Annotated in this window: 18 protein-coding genes and 1 riboswitch; of the genes, 6 read left to right on the plus strand and 12 right to left on the minus strand. The window is 75.4% G+C overall.

What is annotated here, in order from left to right; genetic code table 11:
* Window positions 1-121: 121 nt before the first annotated feature.
* The 9 genes from ABT160_RS14355 to dhaK all read right to left on the minus strand — a co-directional run bounded on the left by ABT160_RS14355 (window position 122) and on the right by dhaK (window position 7974).
* On the minus strand, window positions 122-673 hold the full coding sequence (locus ABT160_RS14355) for a PadR family transcriptional regulator (RefSeq protein WP_351647340.1): 552 nt from the start codon (window positions 671-673) through the stop codon (window positions 122-124).
* A 105-nt stretch (window positions 674-778) separates the two neighbouring features.
* Window positions 779-2794, minus strand: coding sequence for an oxidoreductase (locus ABT160_RS14360; RefSeq protein ID WP_351647341.1), 2016 nt, complete (start codon window positions 2792-2794; stop codon window positions 779-781).
* Window positions 2795-2917: 123 nt separating this feature from the next.
* A complete protein-coding gene (locus tag ABT160_RS14365; RefSeq protein WP_351647343.1) occupies window positions 2918-3775 on the minus strand; it encodes an energy-coupling factor ABC transporter ATP-binding protein in 858 nt (285 codons plus the stop codon).
* The gene (gene cbiQ / locus ABT160_RS14370) at window positions 3775-4533 is read right to left on the minus strand and encodes a cobalt ECF transporter T component CbiQ (protein WP_351647345.1); all 759 of its coding nucleotides are present in this window, start codon (window positions 4531-4533) and stop codon (window positions 3775-3777) included. Before cbiQ ends, ABT160_RS14365 begins: the two co-directional genes overlap by 1 nt.
* Window positions 4533-4910, minus strand: a complete 378-nt coding sequence (locus ABT160_RS14375) for an energy-coupling factor ABC transporter substrate-binding protein (RefSeq protein WP_351647346.1) — start codon at window positions 4908-4910, stop codon at window positions 4533-4535. Before ABT160_RS14375 ends, cbiQ begins: the two co-directional genes overlap by 1 nt.
* Complete coding sequence (locus ABT160_RS14380; protein WP_351647347.1) at window positions 4907-5617, minus strand: energy-coupling factor ABC transporter permease; 711 nt, start codon at window positions 5615-5617, stop codon at window positions 4907-4909. The genes ABT160_RS14375 and ABT160_RS14380 overlap by 4 nt, the downstream gene beginning before the upstream one ends.
* A gap of 30 nt (window positions 5618-5647) precedes the next feature.
* Window positions 5648-5847: riboswitch (cobalamin riboswitch) on the minus strand.
* Between the two features lie 65 nt (window positions 5848-5912).
* On the minus strand, window positions 5913-6314 hold the full coding sequence (locus ABT160_RS14385) for a PTS-dependent dihydroxyacetone kinase phosphotransferase subunit DhaM (protein ID WP_351647349.1): 402 nt from the start codon (window positions 6312-6314) through the stop codon (window positions 5913-5915).
* Window positions 6311-6916, minus strand: coding sequence for a dihydroxyacetone kinase subunit DhaL (dhaL, locus tag ABT160_RS14390; RefSeq protein ID WP_351647413.1), 606 nt, complete (start codon window positions 6914-6916; stop codon window positions 6311-6313). The genes ABT160_RS14385 and dhaL overlap by 4 nt, the downstream gene beginning before the upstream one ends.
* Window positions 6917-6981: 65 nt before the next feature.
* The gene (gene dhaK / locus ABT160_RS14395) at window positions 6982-7974 is read right to left on the minus strand and encodes a dihydroxyacetone kinase subunit DhaK (protein ID WP_351647350.1); all 993 of its coding nucleotides are present in this window, start codon (window positions 7972-7974) and stop codon (window positions 6982-6984) included.
* 177 nt (window positions 7975-8151) lie between these two features.
* Here dhaK and mtnB point away from each other — a divergent pair, with 177 nt between their 5' ends.
* Window positions 8152-8826, plus strand: coding sequence for a methylthioribulose 1-phosphate dehydratase (gene mtnB, locus ABT160_RS14400; protein ID WP_351647351.1), 675 nt, complete (start codon window positions 8152-8154; stop codon window positions 8824-8826).
* Here mtnB and ABT160_RS14405 read toward each other — a convergent pair.
* Window positions 8823-9770 (minus strand): zinc metalloprotease, encoded by a 948-nt coding sequence (locus ABT160_RS14405; RefSeq protein ID WP_351647352.1) that lies wholly within the window; start codon window positions 9768-9770, stop codon window positions 8823-8825. The genes mtnB and ABT160_RS14405 overlap by 4 nt on opposite strands.
* 210 nt (window positions 9771-9980) lie before the next feature.
* Between ABT160_RS14405 and ABT160_RS14410 the strand changes: the two genes are divergently transcribed.
* Window positions 9981-10310, plus strand: coding sequence for a hypothetical protein (locus ABT160_RS14410; protein ID WP_351647354.1), 330 nt, complete (start codon window positions 9981-9983; stop codon window positions 10308-10310).
* 90 nt (window positions 10311-10400) lie between these two features.
* On the opposite strand, the gene ABT160_RS14415 is transcribed toward ABT160_RS14410, so the two are convergent.
* Window positions 10401-11162: a CbtA family protein gene (locus tag ABT160_RS14415; RefSeq protein WP_351647355.1), complete on the minus strand. Its 762-nt coding sequence runs from the start codon at window positions 11160-11162 to the stop codon at window positions 10401-10403.
* A gap of 31 nt (window positions 11163-11193) precedes the next feature.
* Window positions 11194-11415 carry a CbtB domain-containing protein gene (locus tag ABT160_RS14420; RefSeq protein WP_351647356.1) on the minus strand — a complete coding sequence of 74 codons (222 nt, stop codon included), beginning with the start codon at window positions 11413-11415 and terminating at the stop codon, window positions 11194-11196.
* Between the two features lie 282 nt (window positions 11416-11697).
* Between ABT160_RS14420 and ABT160_RS14425 the strand changes: the two genes are divergently transcribed.
* The 4 genes from ABT160_RS14425 to ABT160_RS14440 all read left to right on the plus strand — a co-directional run bounded on the left by ABT160_RS14425 (window position 11698) and on the right by ABT160_RS14440 (window position 15522).
* Window positions 11698-12228, plus strand: a complete 531-nt coding sequence (locus ABT160_RS14425) for a histidine phosphatase family protein (protein WP_351647357.1) — start codon at window positions 11698-11700, stop codon at window positions 12226-12228.
* Window positions 12229-12384: 156 nt separating this feature from the next.
* On the plus strand, window positions 12385-13467 hold the full coding sequence (locus tag ABT160_RS14430; protein ID WP_351647358.1) for a PucR family transcriptional regulator: 1083 nt from the start codon (window positions 12385-12387) through the stop codon (window positions 13465-13467).
* A gap of 91 nt (window positions 13468-13558) precedes the next feature.
* Window positions 13559-14251, plus strand: coding sequence for a hypothetical protein (locus ABT160_RS14435; protein WP_351647360.1), 693 nt, complete (start codon window positions 13559-13561; stop codon window positions 14249-14251).
* Window positions 14248-15522: a sensor histidine kinase gene (locus ABT160_RS14440; RefSeq protein ID WP_351647361.1), complete on the plus strand. Its 1275-nt coding sequence runs from the start codon at window positions 14248-14250 to the stop codon at window positions 15520-15522. The genes ABT160_RS14435 and ABT160_RS14440 overlap by 4 nt, the downstream gene beginning before the upstream one ends.
* Window positions 15523-15604 lie beyond the last annotated feature (82 nt).

Below are 15604 nucleotides of genomic sequence, written 5' to 3' on the forward strand. Positions count from 1 at the left end.
CCCAGTATCCCGCGAGCACGACCCGGGGGCATATGCCATTCTCGGCCGTCCGTCCGTCCGTCCGTCCGTGCGTCGGCCGGTCCGTCCGCAGGCCGTCCGCAGGCCGGCCGGTCCGCCCGGTTCAGGCGTCCTCGTCGCCCACCTCGGCGACCGCCCGCTCCAGCCACCGGATCCAGAACCGCTCCAGGTCGATCCCGCCCGCGAGCACCAGGTGGTGCAGCCGGTCGCGCCCGGCGTCCCGGGCGTCCTCCCGGTCCGCCCCGAAGTCCCGCCGCTCGATCTCCTCGTACTCCGCCAACTGCGCCCGGTGCAGGGCCAGGTGGCGGCGCAGCTCGGCGCCGAGGCCGTGGCTGCCGACCATCGCCGCAGCCCGGGTGCGCAGCAGCAGGGCGTCCCGGATCGGCCGCGGGTCCTCGCCCGCGGCCACCCAGCCGGCCAGCTCGGCGCGGCCCGCGGCCAGCACCTCGTACTCCTTGCGGCCGCCCCGGACGGGGGCGGCCGGCGGCAGCGCCCGGATCAGCCCGGCGCCCTCCAGCCTGCCCAGCTCGCGGTAGATCTGCTGGTGCGTGGCCGACCAGAAGTAGCCGATGGACTTGTCGAAGCGCCGGGTCAGTTCCAGGCCCGAGGACGGCTTCTCCAGGAGGGCGGTCAGGATGGCGTGCGGGAGAGACATGAGCGCATCCTAGGAACCGCCCCGGCCGGAGCACGACGGACCGGAGGCGGCGACGGTGCGGACCGGATCGCGGGCGCGGTCCGCACCGCGCCGCCTCCGGACCAGTCAGAGCGTGGCGGCCAGCCGGGTGCCCTGGTCGATGGCGCGCTTGGCGTCCAGCTCGGCCGCGACGTCGGCGCCGCCGATCAGGTGCGCGGCGCGACCCCGGGCGACCAGCTCGTCGTACAGGTCGCGGCGCGGTTCCTGCCCGGTGCACAGCACCACGGTGTCCACTGGCAGCACGGTCGACTCCCCGCCGACGCTCAGGTGCAGCCCCGCGTCGTCGATCCGCTCGTACGTCGCTCCGGCGACCATGGTCACGCCCCGGTGGCGCAGCTCGGTGCGGTGGATCCAGCCGGTCGTCTTGCCGAGGCCGGCGCCCACCTTGGACGTCTTGCGCTGGAGCAGGTGCACCTGGCGCGGGGGAGCGGGCCGCTCGGGCGCGCGCAGGCCGCCGCGCTCCTGGTAGGAGGTGTCCACGCCCCAGGAGCGGAAGTAGGTCTCCGGGTCCTGGGAGGCGCCGTCGCCCGCGTCGGTGAGGAACTCGGCCACGTCGAAGCCGATGCCGCCGGCGCCCAGCACCGCGACCCGCTCGCCGACCTCGGCGCCGCCGCGCAGCACGTCCAGGTAGCCGACGACGCTGGGGTGGTCCACGCCCTCGATCCCCGGCACCCGCGGGGTGACGCCGGTGGCGACCACCACCTCGTCGTAGCCGTCCAGGTCGTCCGCCGAGACCCGGTGCTCCAGCTTGACGTCCACGCCGAGGAGTTCGAGCTGCGTGCGGTAGTAGCGCAGGGTCTCCTCGAACTCCTCCTTGCCGGGCACCCGCTTGGCCACGTTGAGCTGGCCGCCGATCTCGGCCGCGGCCTCGAACAGCGTGACGGCGTGGCCGCGTCCGGCCGCCGAGACCGCGCAGGCGAGTCCGGCGGGCCCGGCGCCGACCACCGCGACGCGCTTGGCGCGCCGGGTGGGGGACAGGACCAGCTCGGTCTCGTGGCAGGCGCGCGGGTTCACCAGGCAGGAGGTGATCTTCATGCTGAACGTGTGGTCCAGGCAGGCCTGGTTGCAGCCGATGCAGGTGTTGATCGTGTCGGCCCGGCCCCCGGCGGCCTTGGCCACGAAGTCGGGGTCGGCCAGGAAGGGGCGGGCCATCGAGACCATGTCCGCGCGTCCGTCGGCGAGCAACTGCTCGGCGACCTCGGGGGTGTTGATGCGGTTGCTGGTGATCAGCGGGACCGACACCGCGCCCATGATCTTCTTCGTCACCCAGGAGTAGGCGCCGCGCGGCACCGAGGTGGCGATCGTCGGGATGCGCGCCTCGTGCCAGCCGATGCCGGTGTTGATCAGGGTGGCCCCGGCCGCTTCGATGCCCTTGGCCAGCTCCACGACCTCGTCCAGGGTGGAGCCGCCGGGCACCAGGTCCAGCATGGAGAGCCGGTAGACGATGATGAAGTCCCGGCCCAGCCGCTCGCGGGTGCGGCGCACGATCTCCAGCGGCAGCCGGGTGCGGTTCTCGTAGGAGCCGCCCCAGCGGTCGGTGCGGTGGTTGGTGGCGGCGGCGATGAACTCGTTGATCAGATAGCCCTCGGAGCCCATGATCTCGACGCCGTCGTACCCGGCGGAGCGGGCCAGCTCGGCGGCCCGCACGAAGTCCTCGATGGTCGCCTCGACCTCGTCGTCGGTGAGCGCGTGCGGCGGGAAGGGGCTGATGGGGGCCTGTACGGCGCTGGGGGCGACCAGGTCGGCGTGGTACGCGTACCGCCCGAAGTGCAGGATCTGCATCGCGATCCGGCCGCCCTCGGCGTGCACCGCGTCGGTGATCACGCGGTGCTGCGCGGCCTCCTCGGCGGTGGTGAGCTTGGCGCCGCCCTCCCAGGGGCGTCCCGCCTCGTTGGGGGCGATGCCGCCGGTCACGATGAGCCCGACGCCGCCCCGGGCGCGCTCGGCGTAGAAGGCGGCCATCCGCGCGAAGCCGTTCTCGGCCTCTTCGAGCCCGACGTGCATCGAGCCCATCAGGACGCGGTTGGGCAGGGTGGTGAAGCCGAGGTCGAGCGGGCTCAGCAGATGCGGGTACGCGGACATGGGGGCGCCTCCTCGGGCCGGGGTCGTTCCAGTTCTAGTCGACCCCGCCGAGGTTGTGCAACTAGTTGCATAAGGGTGGCCGAGTGAGCTGCGCTACTCCCCGGTAGCCCACTGCTGCCCGCCTCAGGCCCGCGCCCCCGCCGCCCAGCGCGCCAGCTCCTCCGGCGTGCGCGGCCCCGCCTCGCCCGCCGCGAGCAGCCCCCGCGCCCGCAGCGCCTCCTCCACCGCCAGGCCCCACGGCCGCCGCAGCCGCGCCGCCGCCAGCAGCCCGGCGTCCGCGAGCACCTCGGCCACCGGCCCGGTGCGCACCCCCGAGGGCCCCAGCACCGCCGCCTCGTCCGCCCAGCGCAGCGCCAGGTCCACGTCGTGCGTGGCCATCAGCACCGTGGTGCCCGAATCCCGCAGCCGCCCCAGCACCTCCAGGAGCCGCTCCTGCCCGTCCGGGTCGAGCCCGGCCGTCGGCTCGTCCAGGACCAGCAGGCCGGGGCGCATCGCCACCGCCCCCGCGATCGCCGCACGCTTGCGCTGCCCGTACGACAGCAGGTGCGTCGGCCGGTCCGCGAGCGCCGTGATGTCCAGCGCCGCCAGCGCCCCGGCCACCCGCTCCCGCACCTCCGCCTCGGGCACCCCCAGGTTCAGCGGCCCGAACGACACGTCCTGCGCCACCGACGCGGCGAACAGCTGGTCGTCCGGGTCCTGCACCACCAGCTGCACCGCGGTGCGCAGCCGGGTCAGCCCCTTGCGGTCGTACGTCACCTCGCGCCCCGCGCAGCGCAGCACCCCGCTCCCGCACCGCAGCCCGCCGCTGAGCAGCCGCAGCAGCGTCGTCTTGCCGCTGCCGTTGCGCCCGAGCAGCGCCGTCGACCGGCCCGCGGGCACCGCGAAGTCGACGCCGCTGAGCACGGCCGGTCCCTCCTCGTAGGCGAAGCCCGCCCCGACGAGTTCCACCACGGGGGGCGCGCCAGCCGTCTCGGCCGTCATCAGGGGGACCCTTCCAGTACGAGTTGCAGGACCAGGCTCAGGGCGACGACGCCCGCGAGCAGCGCGGCGCTCGCCGCGAGGAACCGGCGCGAGACCCGCGCCTCGGGCACCAGCACCCGCAGCGTCCCGTCGTAGCCGCGCCCGGCGAGCCCCGTCTGCAGGCGCTGGGCCCGGTCGAAGGCCCGGACGAACGCGGTGGCGGTGAGCCCGGCCAGCGAGCGCCAGGCCGCCGCCCGGGTGGTGGCCCCGAGCCGGGCGGCCTGCGCCTGGCGGATCCGCGCCACCGCGTCGAGCAGCAGGAACGAGATCCGGTACATCACCAGCGCCACGTCCACCACCGGCGCGGGCACCCCGGCGCGCACCAGCCGGGGCAGCACGTCCGAGACGGGCGTGGTGAACGCGAAGAGCAGCACCCCCAGCGAGGCCGCCGAGGTGCGCAGCAGCAGCTGGCCTGCGTGCGCCGGGCCGTCCGGGGCGAGCGTCACGAACCCGCCCGCCCCGCCGACCTGGAACAGCAGCGGCACCGCGCCGGTCACGCAGAAGCCCAGCGGCACCCGGAACGCCCGCCACAGCAGCCGGGGCGCCACCCCCGCCGGTCCGAGCAGCACCGCCAGGGTGGCCGCCGCGACCAGCGGGGCGCCGGGCCACGGCGGCAGGCAGACCGCGGCGAGCGTCAGGCCGAGCCCGAGGACGGCCTTCTCCAGCGGGTGGCGGCGGCGCCAGCGGTTGCCGTGCGCCGCCGCGTCGATCGGCAGCATCAGGAGGAAGCCGGGCTGCCGTCGGCCGCGGGACCGGCGACCTCGTGCCCCTCGCCGTCCGCCGGGCCGGCCAGCGCCCGCGCCTCGCCCTGGCGGCGGCCGCGCCGCAGCCCGAAGTAGTAGGCGAGGACGCCCGCGCCGAGCGCGGCCTGGAGGGCAAACAGCGCCGACTCGATCTCGCCGGACGGCGGTTCGTACAGCGGCGAGAACCAGGGCTCGTAGTCCGGCTCCAGCTCGGTGATGGCCGTCTCCGCCTGCGCGTCGGCGCCGGCGAACGGCTCCTCCTTGTGGTCGCCCAGGCCCAGCGCCAGCGGCAGCACCGCCAGCGCGGCCACGACCAGGAGCAGCAGCGTGTTGATCTTCGCGTTGCGGCTCACCGGGCCACCGCCTCGGGCTCGGCGGGAGCGCCCTTGCGGCCCGCACCGGTCAGCAGCACGCCGAGCCGGGTCAGTTCGCCCTTGCTCGACTGCACCAGCAGCCGCATCACCAGGACGGTGAGCAGGCCCTCGCTCACGGCCAGCGGGATCTGGGTGAGCGCGAAGATCGACCCGAACTTGCCCAGCGAGCCCAGGAAACCGCCGGCCGGGTCGGGGAACGCCAGCGCCAGCTGCACGCTGGTGACGCAGTACGTGGACAGGTCCGCGACGAACGCGCCGAAGAACACCGTCACCATCAGCGGCACGTCGAACCGCCGCAGCAGCCGGTACACGCCGTAGCCGGCCCAGGGCCCCACGATCGCCATCGAGAAGGCGTTGGCGCCCAGCGTGGTCAGCCCGCCGTGCGCCAGCAGCAGCGCCTGGAACAGCAGGGTCACCGTGCCGAGCACCGCCATGATCGGCGGCCGGAACAGGATCGCGCCGAGCCCCGTCCCGGTCGGGTGCGAACAACTACCCGTCACCGAGGGAATCTTGAGCGCGGAGAGGACGAAGGTGAAGGCGCCCGAGGCGCCGAGCAGCAGGGTGGACTCCGGGTTCGCCCGGACCTCGCGGGTCAGGTTCCGCACGCCGTGGACGACGAACGGCGCGGCGGCGGCGCCCCAGGCGGCCGCGTGCAACGGGGGCAGGTAGCCCTCGGCTATATGCATGGGTGAGTGAGACCTCTCCAGCACCTCGTGGATGGACAACGCGCCCTGGCCGGTCTCCTGGCTGACGGTGTTTCCGCCCGGCTCCGCCTTCCCAAACGCCCCGGGCGGTCACCCGGGGCGATCCAGTGGCTCCCCGCGAGGGGGGATGGAGCCGGACCTCCCGATCACAGTGGCGAGGGCCGCACCGGTACTCCACCGGTTTCCCGTACACCAAGGCCCTGTGACACTAGTGCTCCCACCAGGCACATCACAACCCGCGCCGCTCCGGGCGCGGGTCGTGACCGCGTCCCGGGCCTCACGCCTTGCGGTAGTCGTACGCCTCCGTCGCCGCCGCCCCGACCGCCGCCAGGTCCGCGCCCGCCGACGCCGCGACCACCGCCGCGACCGCGCCCTCCACCAGCGGCGCGTCCACCAGCCGGGTCGATCCGGGCAGTTCGTCCCCGTCGGCGAGCAGCGCCTTCACGGTGAGGACCGCGCTGCCCAGGTCCACCAGCACCGCCACCCCGGCGCCCCGGTCCACCTCGGCCGCGGCCCGCGCGATCAGCTCCGCGCTGGTGCCGAGCCCGCCGTCCGCGGTGCCGCCCGCCGCCGCCACGGGCACCTCCGCGGCGCCGCCCGCCAGACCCCTGGCCAGCTCCGCGACGGCCGTCGCGACGGCGGCGCTGTGCGAGACGAGGACGATGCCCACCGGGTTCACGCGGCCTCCCCGGCGGTCCCGGCCAGCGCGGCGAGGAGCAGCGCGGCGGAGGTGGCCCCCGGGTCCTGGTGCCCGACGCTGCGCTCGCCCAGGTAACTCGCCCTGCCCTTGCGGGCCCGCAGCGGCACGGTGTCCGCCGCGCCCCGCCCGGCCGCGCCGGCCGCCGCGGCGAACGACTCGCCCAGCGCCTCGGCCGCCGGACCCAGCGCGTCCAGCATCGTCTTGTCCCCGGGCGCGGCGCCGCCCAGCTGGGCCACCGCGGCCACCCCGGCGGCGAACGCGGCCGCCAGCGCGGTGCGGTCCACCTCGGCCGCCTCGCCCAGCTCCTTGCCGGTGCGGCGCAGCAGCGTCCCGTACAGCGGACCCGACGCACCGCCCACCGTCGAGATCAACTCCCGCCCGGCCAGGGTGAGCACGGCCCCGGGCGTCGCGGGCTCCTCCCGCGCGAGCACGTCCGCCACGGCGGCGAACCCGCGCCGCAGGTTGCTGCCGTGGTCGGCGTCGCCGATCGCCGAGTCGAGCTCGGTCAGCCGGTCGGCCTCCCGGTCCACCGACGCGGCGACGGCGGTCAGCCAGCGGCGGAAGAAGTCCGCGTCCAGCACTGTCACTTCGGGCACTCCCACGATCCGCTCCGTTCCCCGTCCCGTCTTCCCGTCTCTTCCCGCCCTCAGCAGCCCCACCGCAGCGCGGGCGTGCGCACCGGCGCGTCCCACAGCCGCAGCAGCTCCTCGTCCACCGCGCACAGCGTCACCGAGCAGCCCGCCATGTCCAGCGAGGTCACGTAGTTGCCGACGAGGGTACGGGCGACGGGCACCCCGCGCTCGGTCAGCACCCGCTGCACCTCGGCGTTGAACCCGTACAACTCCAGTAGCGGCGTGCCGCCCATGCCGTTCACCAGGGCCAGCACCGGGCCGTCCGGGCGCAGGTCGTCGAGGACCGCGTCCACGGCGAAGTCGGCGATCTCGCGGGAGGTCATCATGGCCCGCCGCTCCCGGCCGGGCTCGCCGTGGATGCCGATGCCCAGCTCCAGTTCGCCCGCGGGCAGGTCGAAGGTGGGGCTGCCCTTGGCGGGCGTGGTGCAGGCGCCGAGCGCCACGCCGAAGCTGCGGGTGCGCTCGTTGACCCGCCGGGCGACCGCCTCGACCCGCTCCAGCGGCGCGCCCTCCTCGGCCGCGGCGCCCGCCAGCTTCTCCACGAACAGGGTGCCGCCGGTGCCGCGCCGGCCCGCCGTGTACAGGCTGTCGGCCACCGCCACGTCGTCGTCCACCAGGACCCGGGCGACCCGGACGCCCTCGTCCTCGGCGAGTTCGGCCGCCATGTCGAAGTTCAGCACGTCCCCGGTGTAGTTCTTCACCACGAACAGCACCCCCGCGCCGCTGTCCACCGCCGCGGCGGCCCGCACCATCTGGTCGGGCACCGGCGAGGTGAACACCTCACCGGGGCAGGCGGCCGACAGCATGCCGGGACCCACGAACCCGCCGTGCAGCGGCTCGTGCCCGGACCCGCCCCCCGACACCAGGGCCACCTTCCCGGCCACCGGGGCGTCCCGGCGGACCACCACCCGGCGCTCCACGTCCACCGTCAGCTCGGGGTGCGCGGCGGCCATCCCGCGCAGCGCGTCCGCGACGACGGTCTCCGGCACGTTGATGAGCATCTTCACGGAGTACCTCCAGGTGAGTGACTGCCCGCCCCGCTCACCATAGTTCGTCCCCCCGCGATCCCCCCGCGTTCCCCGGGCGGGATCCGGCCCCGGGCGTCCCGGCGGGCCCTTCCGTGCTCTGGCCTGTCCGGCCCGCTTCCGGTACGAGTGGGACACCCATCCGGCAAAGGGGGACCCGTGCACCGTTCGACCCTGTCCTCGGGCATCCAACTGGCCCACGCCGCCAAGGCGTTGTACGAGCGCGGCTGGATGCCCGGCACCTCGGGCAACCTCTCGGTGCGGCTGCCCGAGCCCGGCGGCCTCGCGCTGATCACCGCGGGCGGCCGGGACAAGGGCGAGCTCACCGTCCAGGACATGGTCGAGATCAGCGTCGCCACCGGCGTCCTGGCCCGCCCGGCCCGGCTCGGCGCGTCCCCGGAGTCGGTGCTGCACGCCGCGCTGTACCGGACGACCACCGCGGGCGCGGTGATCCACGCCCACTGCCCGTACGCCACCGCCGCGGCCACCCTCACGGCGCGCGGCCGGAAGGCCGCCGAGCCCCGCCACCTGCGCCTGGAGCGCTTCGAGTTGCTCAAGGGCCTGGGCACCGGCGACCCGGACCGGGTCGACGTGCCGGTGCTCGCCAACCACGCCGACGTGGAGCGCGTCGCCGACGACGTCGAGGACCTGCTCGACACCGCCGACGACCCGCCCCCGGTCCTGCTCATCGCCGACCACGGGGCGCTGGCCTGGGGCGCGGACCTGGCCCGCGCCCGCGACCACCTCGAACGCCTGGAGTCCCTCTGCCAGTTGGCCCTGCTGACGCGCGGCGCCGGGCCCGCCCTCGACGGGCCCGCCACCGGTAGTGACTAGCGCTTGGCGAACGAGGACCGCGCCCCGTCCAGGGTCGCGTCCACGCGCGCCTTCTGGCCGCTCGTGAACATGAACATCGCCGCGTCGTCGGTGTAGTCCATGTAGTTCATGAACATGTCCCCGTTCGGCCCGTTGTTGCAGCTCAGCTTGGGGAAGGTGGGCTTGCCGCCGTTGGGCCCGCCCTGGTTGGGGGTGTCCGCGACGTGGTCCGTGCCGCTGCAGCCGGTGCCGTCGTCGCCCCAGATGTGGAACAGGTTCAGCCAGTGCCCGATCTCGTGGGTCGCGGTGCGGCCCCCGTCGAACGGCGCCGCCGCCGTGCCCGTGGTGCCGAACCCGGAGTGCAGGATCACCACGCCGTCGGTCTCCGCGGGCCCGCCGGGGAACTGCGCGTAGCCCAGCAGACCGCCGCCCAGCGGGCACACCCACATGTTGAGGTACCGGTCCGCGGGCCAGGCGTCGTGCCCGCCGGTCGCCGCGGACTTCACCGCGTCGTCCGCGCCGAAGCCCGCCGTCTGCGTCTCGGTCCTGGTGATCCCGCTCGTCGGCTGCCCGTCCGGGTCGGTCGAGGCCAGCTCGAACTCCACCAGGCAGTCGGCCACCCGGTCCTGCCAGACCGCGGGCACCTGCGACACGTCCGGGTTGAGCGCGCGGAAGTCCCGGTTGAGGACGTCGATCTGGCTGGCGACCTGGGCGTCGTCGACGTTCTGCTCGGCGGTGTTCCAGACGACGTGGACGACCACCGGGATGCGGATGACGCCAGTGCGCTCCGGCTCCTCCTGCCCGGTCTCGTACCGGAACGCCCGGTTCTCCACCGCGGCGCGTGCGGCTGAGTACCCGGAGACGGTGCTGAGCAGCCTGCGGTGGACCTCCATGGTCCCGCAGTCGCGCCTGGTGGGCGTCCCTGCGGATGCCGAACGGTCCTGGGGCTCCTGGGAATCGGGCACGCTGCGCCTCCTCGCTTCGCCGCGGAGTGCGGCCGTGGACGGTGAACGCGGGCCCGGTAGGGATACAGTAGTCGCCCGGCCCCGCGAACGTGACCCGTGTCACAGTATTCGGGGCAAGTGCCACGACGGATTCCGTATGGGACCGGCGCGTCCGGGTACCGGCACCCGTTTCGGCACGGGCCAGGAGAGGCCGGGAGAGGGAGGACGGGCATGGCGCAGGAGCGACCCGGGCTGCCCGAGGGGCTGTTCCGGCACTGGGTGCACTCGTTCGAGGAGGACACCGGGGACGTGCGCGTCTACCGGCCCGCCGACTACCCCTTCCCGCCCGCCCGCGGACGGCGCGGCCTGCGGCTCGCTCCCGACGGGACGTTCACCGACCACCCGCTGGGCCGCGGTGACGCGCCGGACGCGGTGCCGGGCCGCTGGCAGGAGGCGGCGGGCGGGCGGCTCGCCGTGACGTTCGCCGACCCCGGCCGCCCGGACCGCACCCTGGAGGTCGTGGAGGTCGGCGACGAGGTGCTCAAGGTCCGTACCGTCTGAAAGGCCCTCGTGTACCGGGCGACCGGCCCGGTACGCGCGAAGGCCGCCGGTCGCGCCACCGGCGGCCCCTCGCGTACGTGCCTGCGTCCCTCAGTGCGCCGCCACCGCGGACTCGGCGGCCTCGCGCGAGCGCACGCGTCCGGGCTCCACCACCCGCTCCGCGAGCGCGCCGAAGACCAGGCCGAACGAGGACCACAGCAGCGCCTGGATGCCGAACGACGCGAGCCGGAAGCGCCACAGCGTGTCCGGCGGGAAGTCCTTGGGCAGCTCGTTCACCACCGGCAGGAACGCCATCGCCACCGCGATCACCACCACGAACGCGGCCACCGCCGCGATCGAGGCGTTCCAGTTGCCCCACCGCGGGGCGAGCCGGCGCCCGAGCAGCGTCGCGCCGAGCGCGAGCAGCACGGACAGGGCGATCATCAGGAAGAACAGCGTGGTGCGTTTGGCCAGGGTGTCCGGGTCGCCCACGGCGGGCGGGTTCGCCGGGTACTTCAGCGACGGCACGAAGTACACCGTGACGTACGCCGCGAGCGCGACCAGAGCGGCCGTGGCCCGCGCCCCGAAGCGGCCGATCCGGCCCAGGGCGAAGCAGAACGCGAGCGCGGCGATGCCGCCGACCGCGGTGCCGAAGACCAGGACCGCGGTGGCCAGCCCCGCGGTGGACTGCATCGAACGGCTGACCAGCTCGACGCCGTGCTCGTGCGCCCCGGCGTGGGCGTCCTCGAAGGCGATCGCCGCGTCGACCGGCGGCTCGCCTATCCAGCGGGCCAGCCCGAAGGCGAGCAGGCCGGCCACCAGGCCCGCCAGCATGCCGCGCACGAGCAGCGCCCGTACGGAGACGGAGTTCATGAAGGTGTTCCCTGCTTTCCGGTCGCGTCGCTCAGTGGCAGGGGAAGCCCAGCAGGTGGCGGCCGTCGTGCACCCACTCGTGGATCCCCTCACCGGAGAACACGGAGAAGACGCCCTGTTCGGCGCCGACGAAGTAGAGCAGGACGAGCATGAGCAGCCCGAAGAACGCCGCCCAGGGCAGGATCGCCCTGACCGGCAGCTTCACGGGGGCGACGGGGATCGAACTGGGTGCCGGGGCAAGGGTGTCGGCCATGGCGGTACCTCCTCGGGAACACGCGTCCCGCTACGGTGGAGCACGCGACGACGGCGTACGGGTCTGACTCACCGGCGGCCCCTCCCGTACGGGAGGACCTGCCGGACCCACAGTGGCGCGACCGTGCCGGAGTTGCACCGGACTTCCGAAGGGCGCCGTCGTCCTGTCTGTGTTCGGTTTCGAGAAGACGGTAGCGGCCTGGCGCATTCACGCCAACTGTGTCGTGCGCCACGGGCGGTAGCATCCGCCGGGACACCGGCGCACACCGAGGGGGCACCACCGTTGACCGTACGGATCACGCTGCTGGCGCCCGCCGCCGGGCCGCGCGGACGGGCCCCCCGCTTCGGCGCCGAAGAGCCCCCCGAGCACGATCCGGTGGTTCCCGGACTCCCGCCCGCCGAGCGGTGGTTCACCGCGCCCGGCGCCCACTGCCGCGCGACCGCCCTGGCCCTCGGGCCGGCGGCCGAGGTCGCGCCCGCGCTCGCCGACGCCGACCCGGGCGACTGGCGCGGGCGCACCCTGGACGAGGTCGCCGCCGACGACCCGGCCGGGCTCGCGGCCTGGACCACGGACCCGGACGCCGCCCCGCCCGGCGGGGAGTCGGTGACCGCCCTGTGCCGACGGGTCGGCGGCTGGCTGGACGCGCTGCCCGAGGGGCGCGCCCTGGCCGTCGCGGGACCGGGCGCGGTGCGCGCCGCGGTGGTCCACGCCCTGGCCGTCCCGCCCGACGTCTTCTGGCGCGTGGACGTGGAGCCGCTCGCCCTGACCCGGCTCACCCGGCACTCCGGGCGCTGGCACCTGCGCCTCGCCTGACGGCGCCCGGCGGCCCGTCCCCGGGACCTCGGCGCCACCGTCCCGCACCCGTCTGGCAGGCTTGGGCCCCGCACGCGTCGAGGGCCCGCGTCAAGACGGCCGCGCGTACGGAAGCCGTCAGAGGTCGGCGCGGGACGCCGGAACGGGGGAGCGGAGATGGGGCGGGAGATACCCGCTGAGTTCCTGGAGGGGTACCCGGGGCTCCTGGAGCAGGCGTCGGCCACCGGCCGCCGCCTCACCCGCGAGGAACTGCTGTCCCGCCGGGCCCTGGGCGAGCGGGCCGCCTCCAGCGGCCACGGGCTGCGCGCCTTCGTCGCCGCCCACCTCTCCGCCGCCCGCGCCTCCTGGCCCGGCGGCGCCGACACCGCCCACGTCCTGGCCACCCTCGAACAGGCCGTGGACGCCTTCGCCGAGGGCTACGAGCGCGCCCAGCGGCTCGCCGTGCGCCAGGAGGAGGCGGCCCGCCGCGAGTTCATCGACGACCTGCTGTACGGCCGCAGCGACCTCGGCCGCCTCGCCGAGCGCGCCGAGCGCTTCGGCCTGCGGCTCTCCCGCGCCCACGCCGTCGCCGTGGCCGCCGCCGCCACGGGCGCCCCCGGCGGCACCGACCACGCCACCCGCCACGACGAGAGCGACCACGCGGCCCGCCAGGTCGAACAGGCCCTGGTCGGCCGCTTCGGCCACCGCCGCATCCTGGTCACCACCAAGGACGACCGGCTGGTGTGCGTGGCCCCCGGCGACCAGGACGACGTCCTGACGTACTTCGCCAAGCAGGCGTACGCCGCCACCGAGGGCAGCCGCGTCGCCATCGGCCGCGCCCACCCCGGCCCCGGGGGCGTCGTGCACTCCTATGAGGAGGCCCTCAACGCCCTCGACATCGCCGACCGCATGGACCTGCCAGGCCCCCTGCTGCGCGCCGCCGAACTCCTGGTCTTCCCCGTCCTCGGCCGCGACCGGGCCGCCCTCGCCGACCTGGTCCGCAGCGCGCTGGGCCCGCTGGAGGAGGCCCGCGGCGGCGCGCAGCCGCTCCTGGACACCCTCAGCGCGTACTTCGACTCCGGCTGCAACGGCGCCGAGGCCGCCCGCAGGCTGCGCCTGAGCGTGCGCGCCCTGACCTACCGCCTGGACCGCGTGCACTCGCTGACCGGGTCCGACCCGGCCGACCCGCTGCACCGCTACACGCTCCAGACGGCGGTGATCGGGGCCCGGCTCCTCGACTGGCCGCGCCGGGAGCTGTGAAGGACGGCGCCCGGTCCGGAGGGCACCGTCCCCTGACCCGTACGGCCCCCGCCACCGTGTGCGCCGCCGGGGGCGCCGTGACCATGGGGCCATGGCCACGGGACGCGCACGCCGACTGCCCGCCGCGGCCGCGGTCCTCGCGCTCGCGGCACTCGCGGCCGGGTGCGCCGACGTGGAGGGCCTGCGCGGCTACGGCAGCCACGGGGAGCTGAGGGCCCCGCTGTCGCTGTGGGCGTCCGCCACGCCCGCCCCTGCCAGGCCCGGCCAGACCCCCAACACGCCCACCCGCGTCGACGTGCCCCCGGTGCCGTCCGGGGACATGCGCGAGGCCGACGCGCTGGCCGTGGTCAAGGCCGACGTGGCGGCCGCCGCCCGCGCCGACGGCGGCAAGGGCGTGCTGGTCGACCGCCGCGCCCCGGCCCTGCTCGCGACCTGCCGGGGAGAGGAGTGCCCGGTGCGCCCGCCGGTGCACCACGACCTCACCGGTGACGGCAAGCCCGAGCTGATCACCGCCGTGGACCTGGACGGCCGGGTCAGCGAGCTGCGCGTGTACACCGCGCGCGACACCCGGGTGACCCGGGTGCTCGCCCGGCGGGCGGTCCTGGAGGCCACCGAGGTGGCGGCGGGCCACCTGACCGTGCGCGAACCGACCTCGAACCCGGACTTCGTGAGCGTCTCGGAGTACGTGTGGGACGGCACGCAGATGAGCCTGGGCGGCCTCACCCTCGACGACTGCCCGGCGCTGAAGAAGGCGGACGAGCCCTGTCCCCGCAGCGAACTGTGAACCTCTACCGCTACCGGCCCGGCTGGGCCTCCAGCCTCCGCTGGACGATCGCCGCGACCACCACCGCGGTCTGCTGCGCCGTCGCGATCGTGCTCGGCACGCTGGTGCACAACGTGGTCGCCCAGCAGACGGTCGGCCAGCTGCGCGCGGACGCCCGCAAGGCCCTGGACGAGGCCTCCGTGCAGTACACCTACGGCACCTCCAGCGGCGCGGTGGCCGTCGAGGTGGACCCCAGGGAGCTCCCGGACCGGCTGAGGGCGCTCGTACGGGGCGGGGAGAGCGGCAGCATGGTGGGCAGCCGGGCGGGCAAGCCCGTCATGTGGGCCGCCGCGCCCGCCGACGGACGGGCCCTCGCGGTGTGGGTGCCGTACGGCAGCACCCGCTCCCACCTGCGGGACACCGACACGGCGATCATCGGTTCGTCGCTGCTCGCGGCGGGCCTGGTCGCGCTGGCGGGCCTGTTCCTCGCGGTGCGGATCAGCCGGCGCCTGGCCGCGACCGCCGAGGTGGCGCGCAGGATCACCGACGGAGACCTGGACGCGCGCGTCGGGATGCTCCCCGACGGCGGGCGCGGCGACAGCAGGGACGAGGTGCTCGCGGTGGCGACGGCGCTGGACTCGATGGCGGGCTCCCTCCAGGCCCGTCTGGAGGGCGAGAAGCGCTTCACCGCGGACGTCGCCCACGAGCTGCGCACCCCGCTGACCGGGGTGCTCGCGGCCGCCGGGCTGCTGCCCGAGGGCCGCCCCAAGGAGATGATCAACGACCGGCTGCGGGCGCTGCACAAGCTGACCGAGGACCTCCTGGAGATCTCCCGCCTGGACGCGGGCGTGGAGACGCCGGAGCTGGCGGAGCACGACCTCGGGCCGATGACCGAGCGGGCGGTACGGGCCACCGGCCTCGACGTGGAGGTGCGGATCCTGCGCGACGCCCGGGTGGAGACGGACCGGCGCCGCTTCGACCGCGTCCTGGCCAACCTGGTCGGCAACGCCCACCGCCACGGGGCGCCCCCGGTCACCGTCACGGTCAACGGCCCGAGCGTCGAGGTCCGCGACCACGGCCCCGGCTACCCGGACGGCTTGATCGAGCAGGGCCCGCAGCGCTTCCGGACCGGCGACCCGGGCCGCGGCAGGGGACAGGGCCTGGGGCTGACGATCGTGGTCGGCCAGGCGGAGGTGCTGGGCGCGAAGGTGGAGTTCTCCCACGCCAAGGGGGGCGGGGCCCGGACGGTGGTACGTCTGCCACGGGCCACCTCCCACCCGCCCGACGCCTGAGGGCGCGGGAGGGGCCGGGCGGGAGTCGGGGCGGTCCTGCCCCGGTCCCGTACGGGGGGCGGGGCGGTCCTGACCTGGGCCC

The sequence above is a fragment of the Streptomyces sp. NPDC001941 genome (genome assembly GCF_040296945.1).
Lineage (GTDB): Bacteria > Actinomycetota > Actinomycetes > Streptomycetales > Streptomycetaceae > Streptomyces.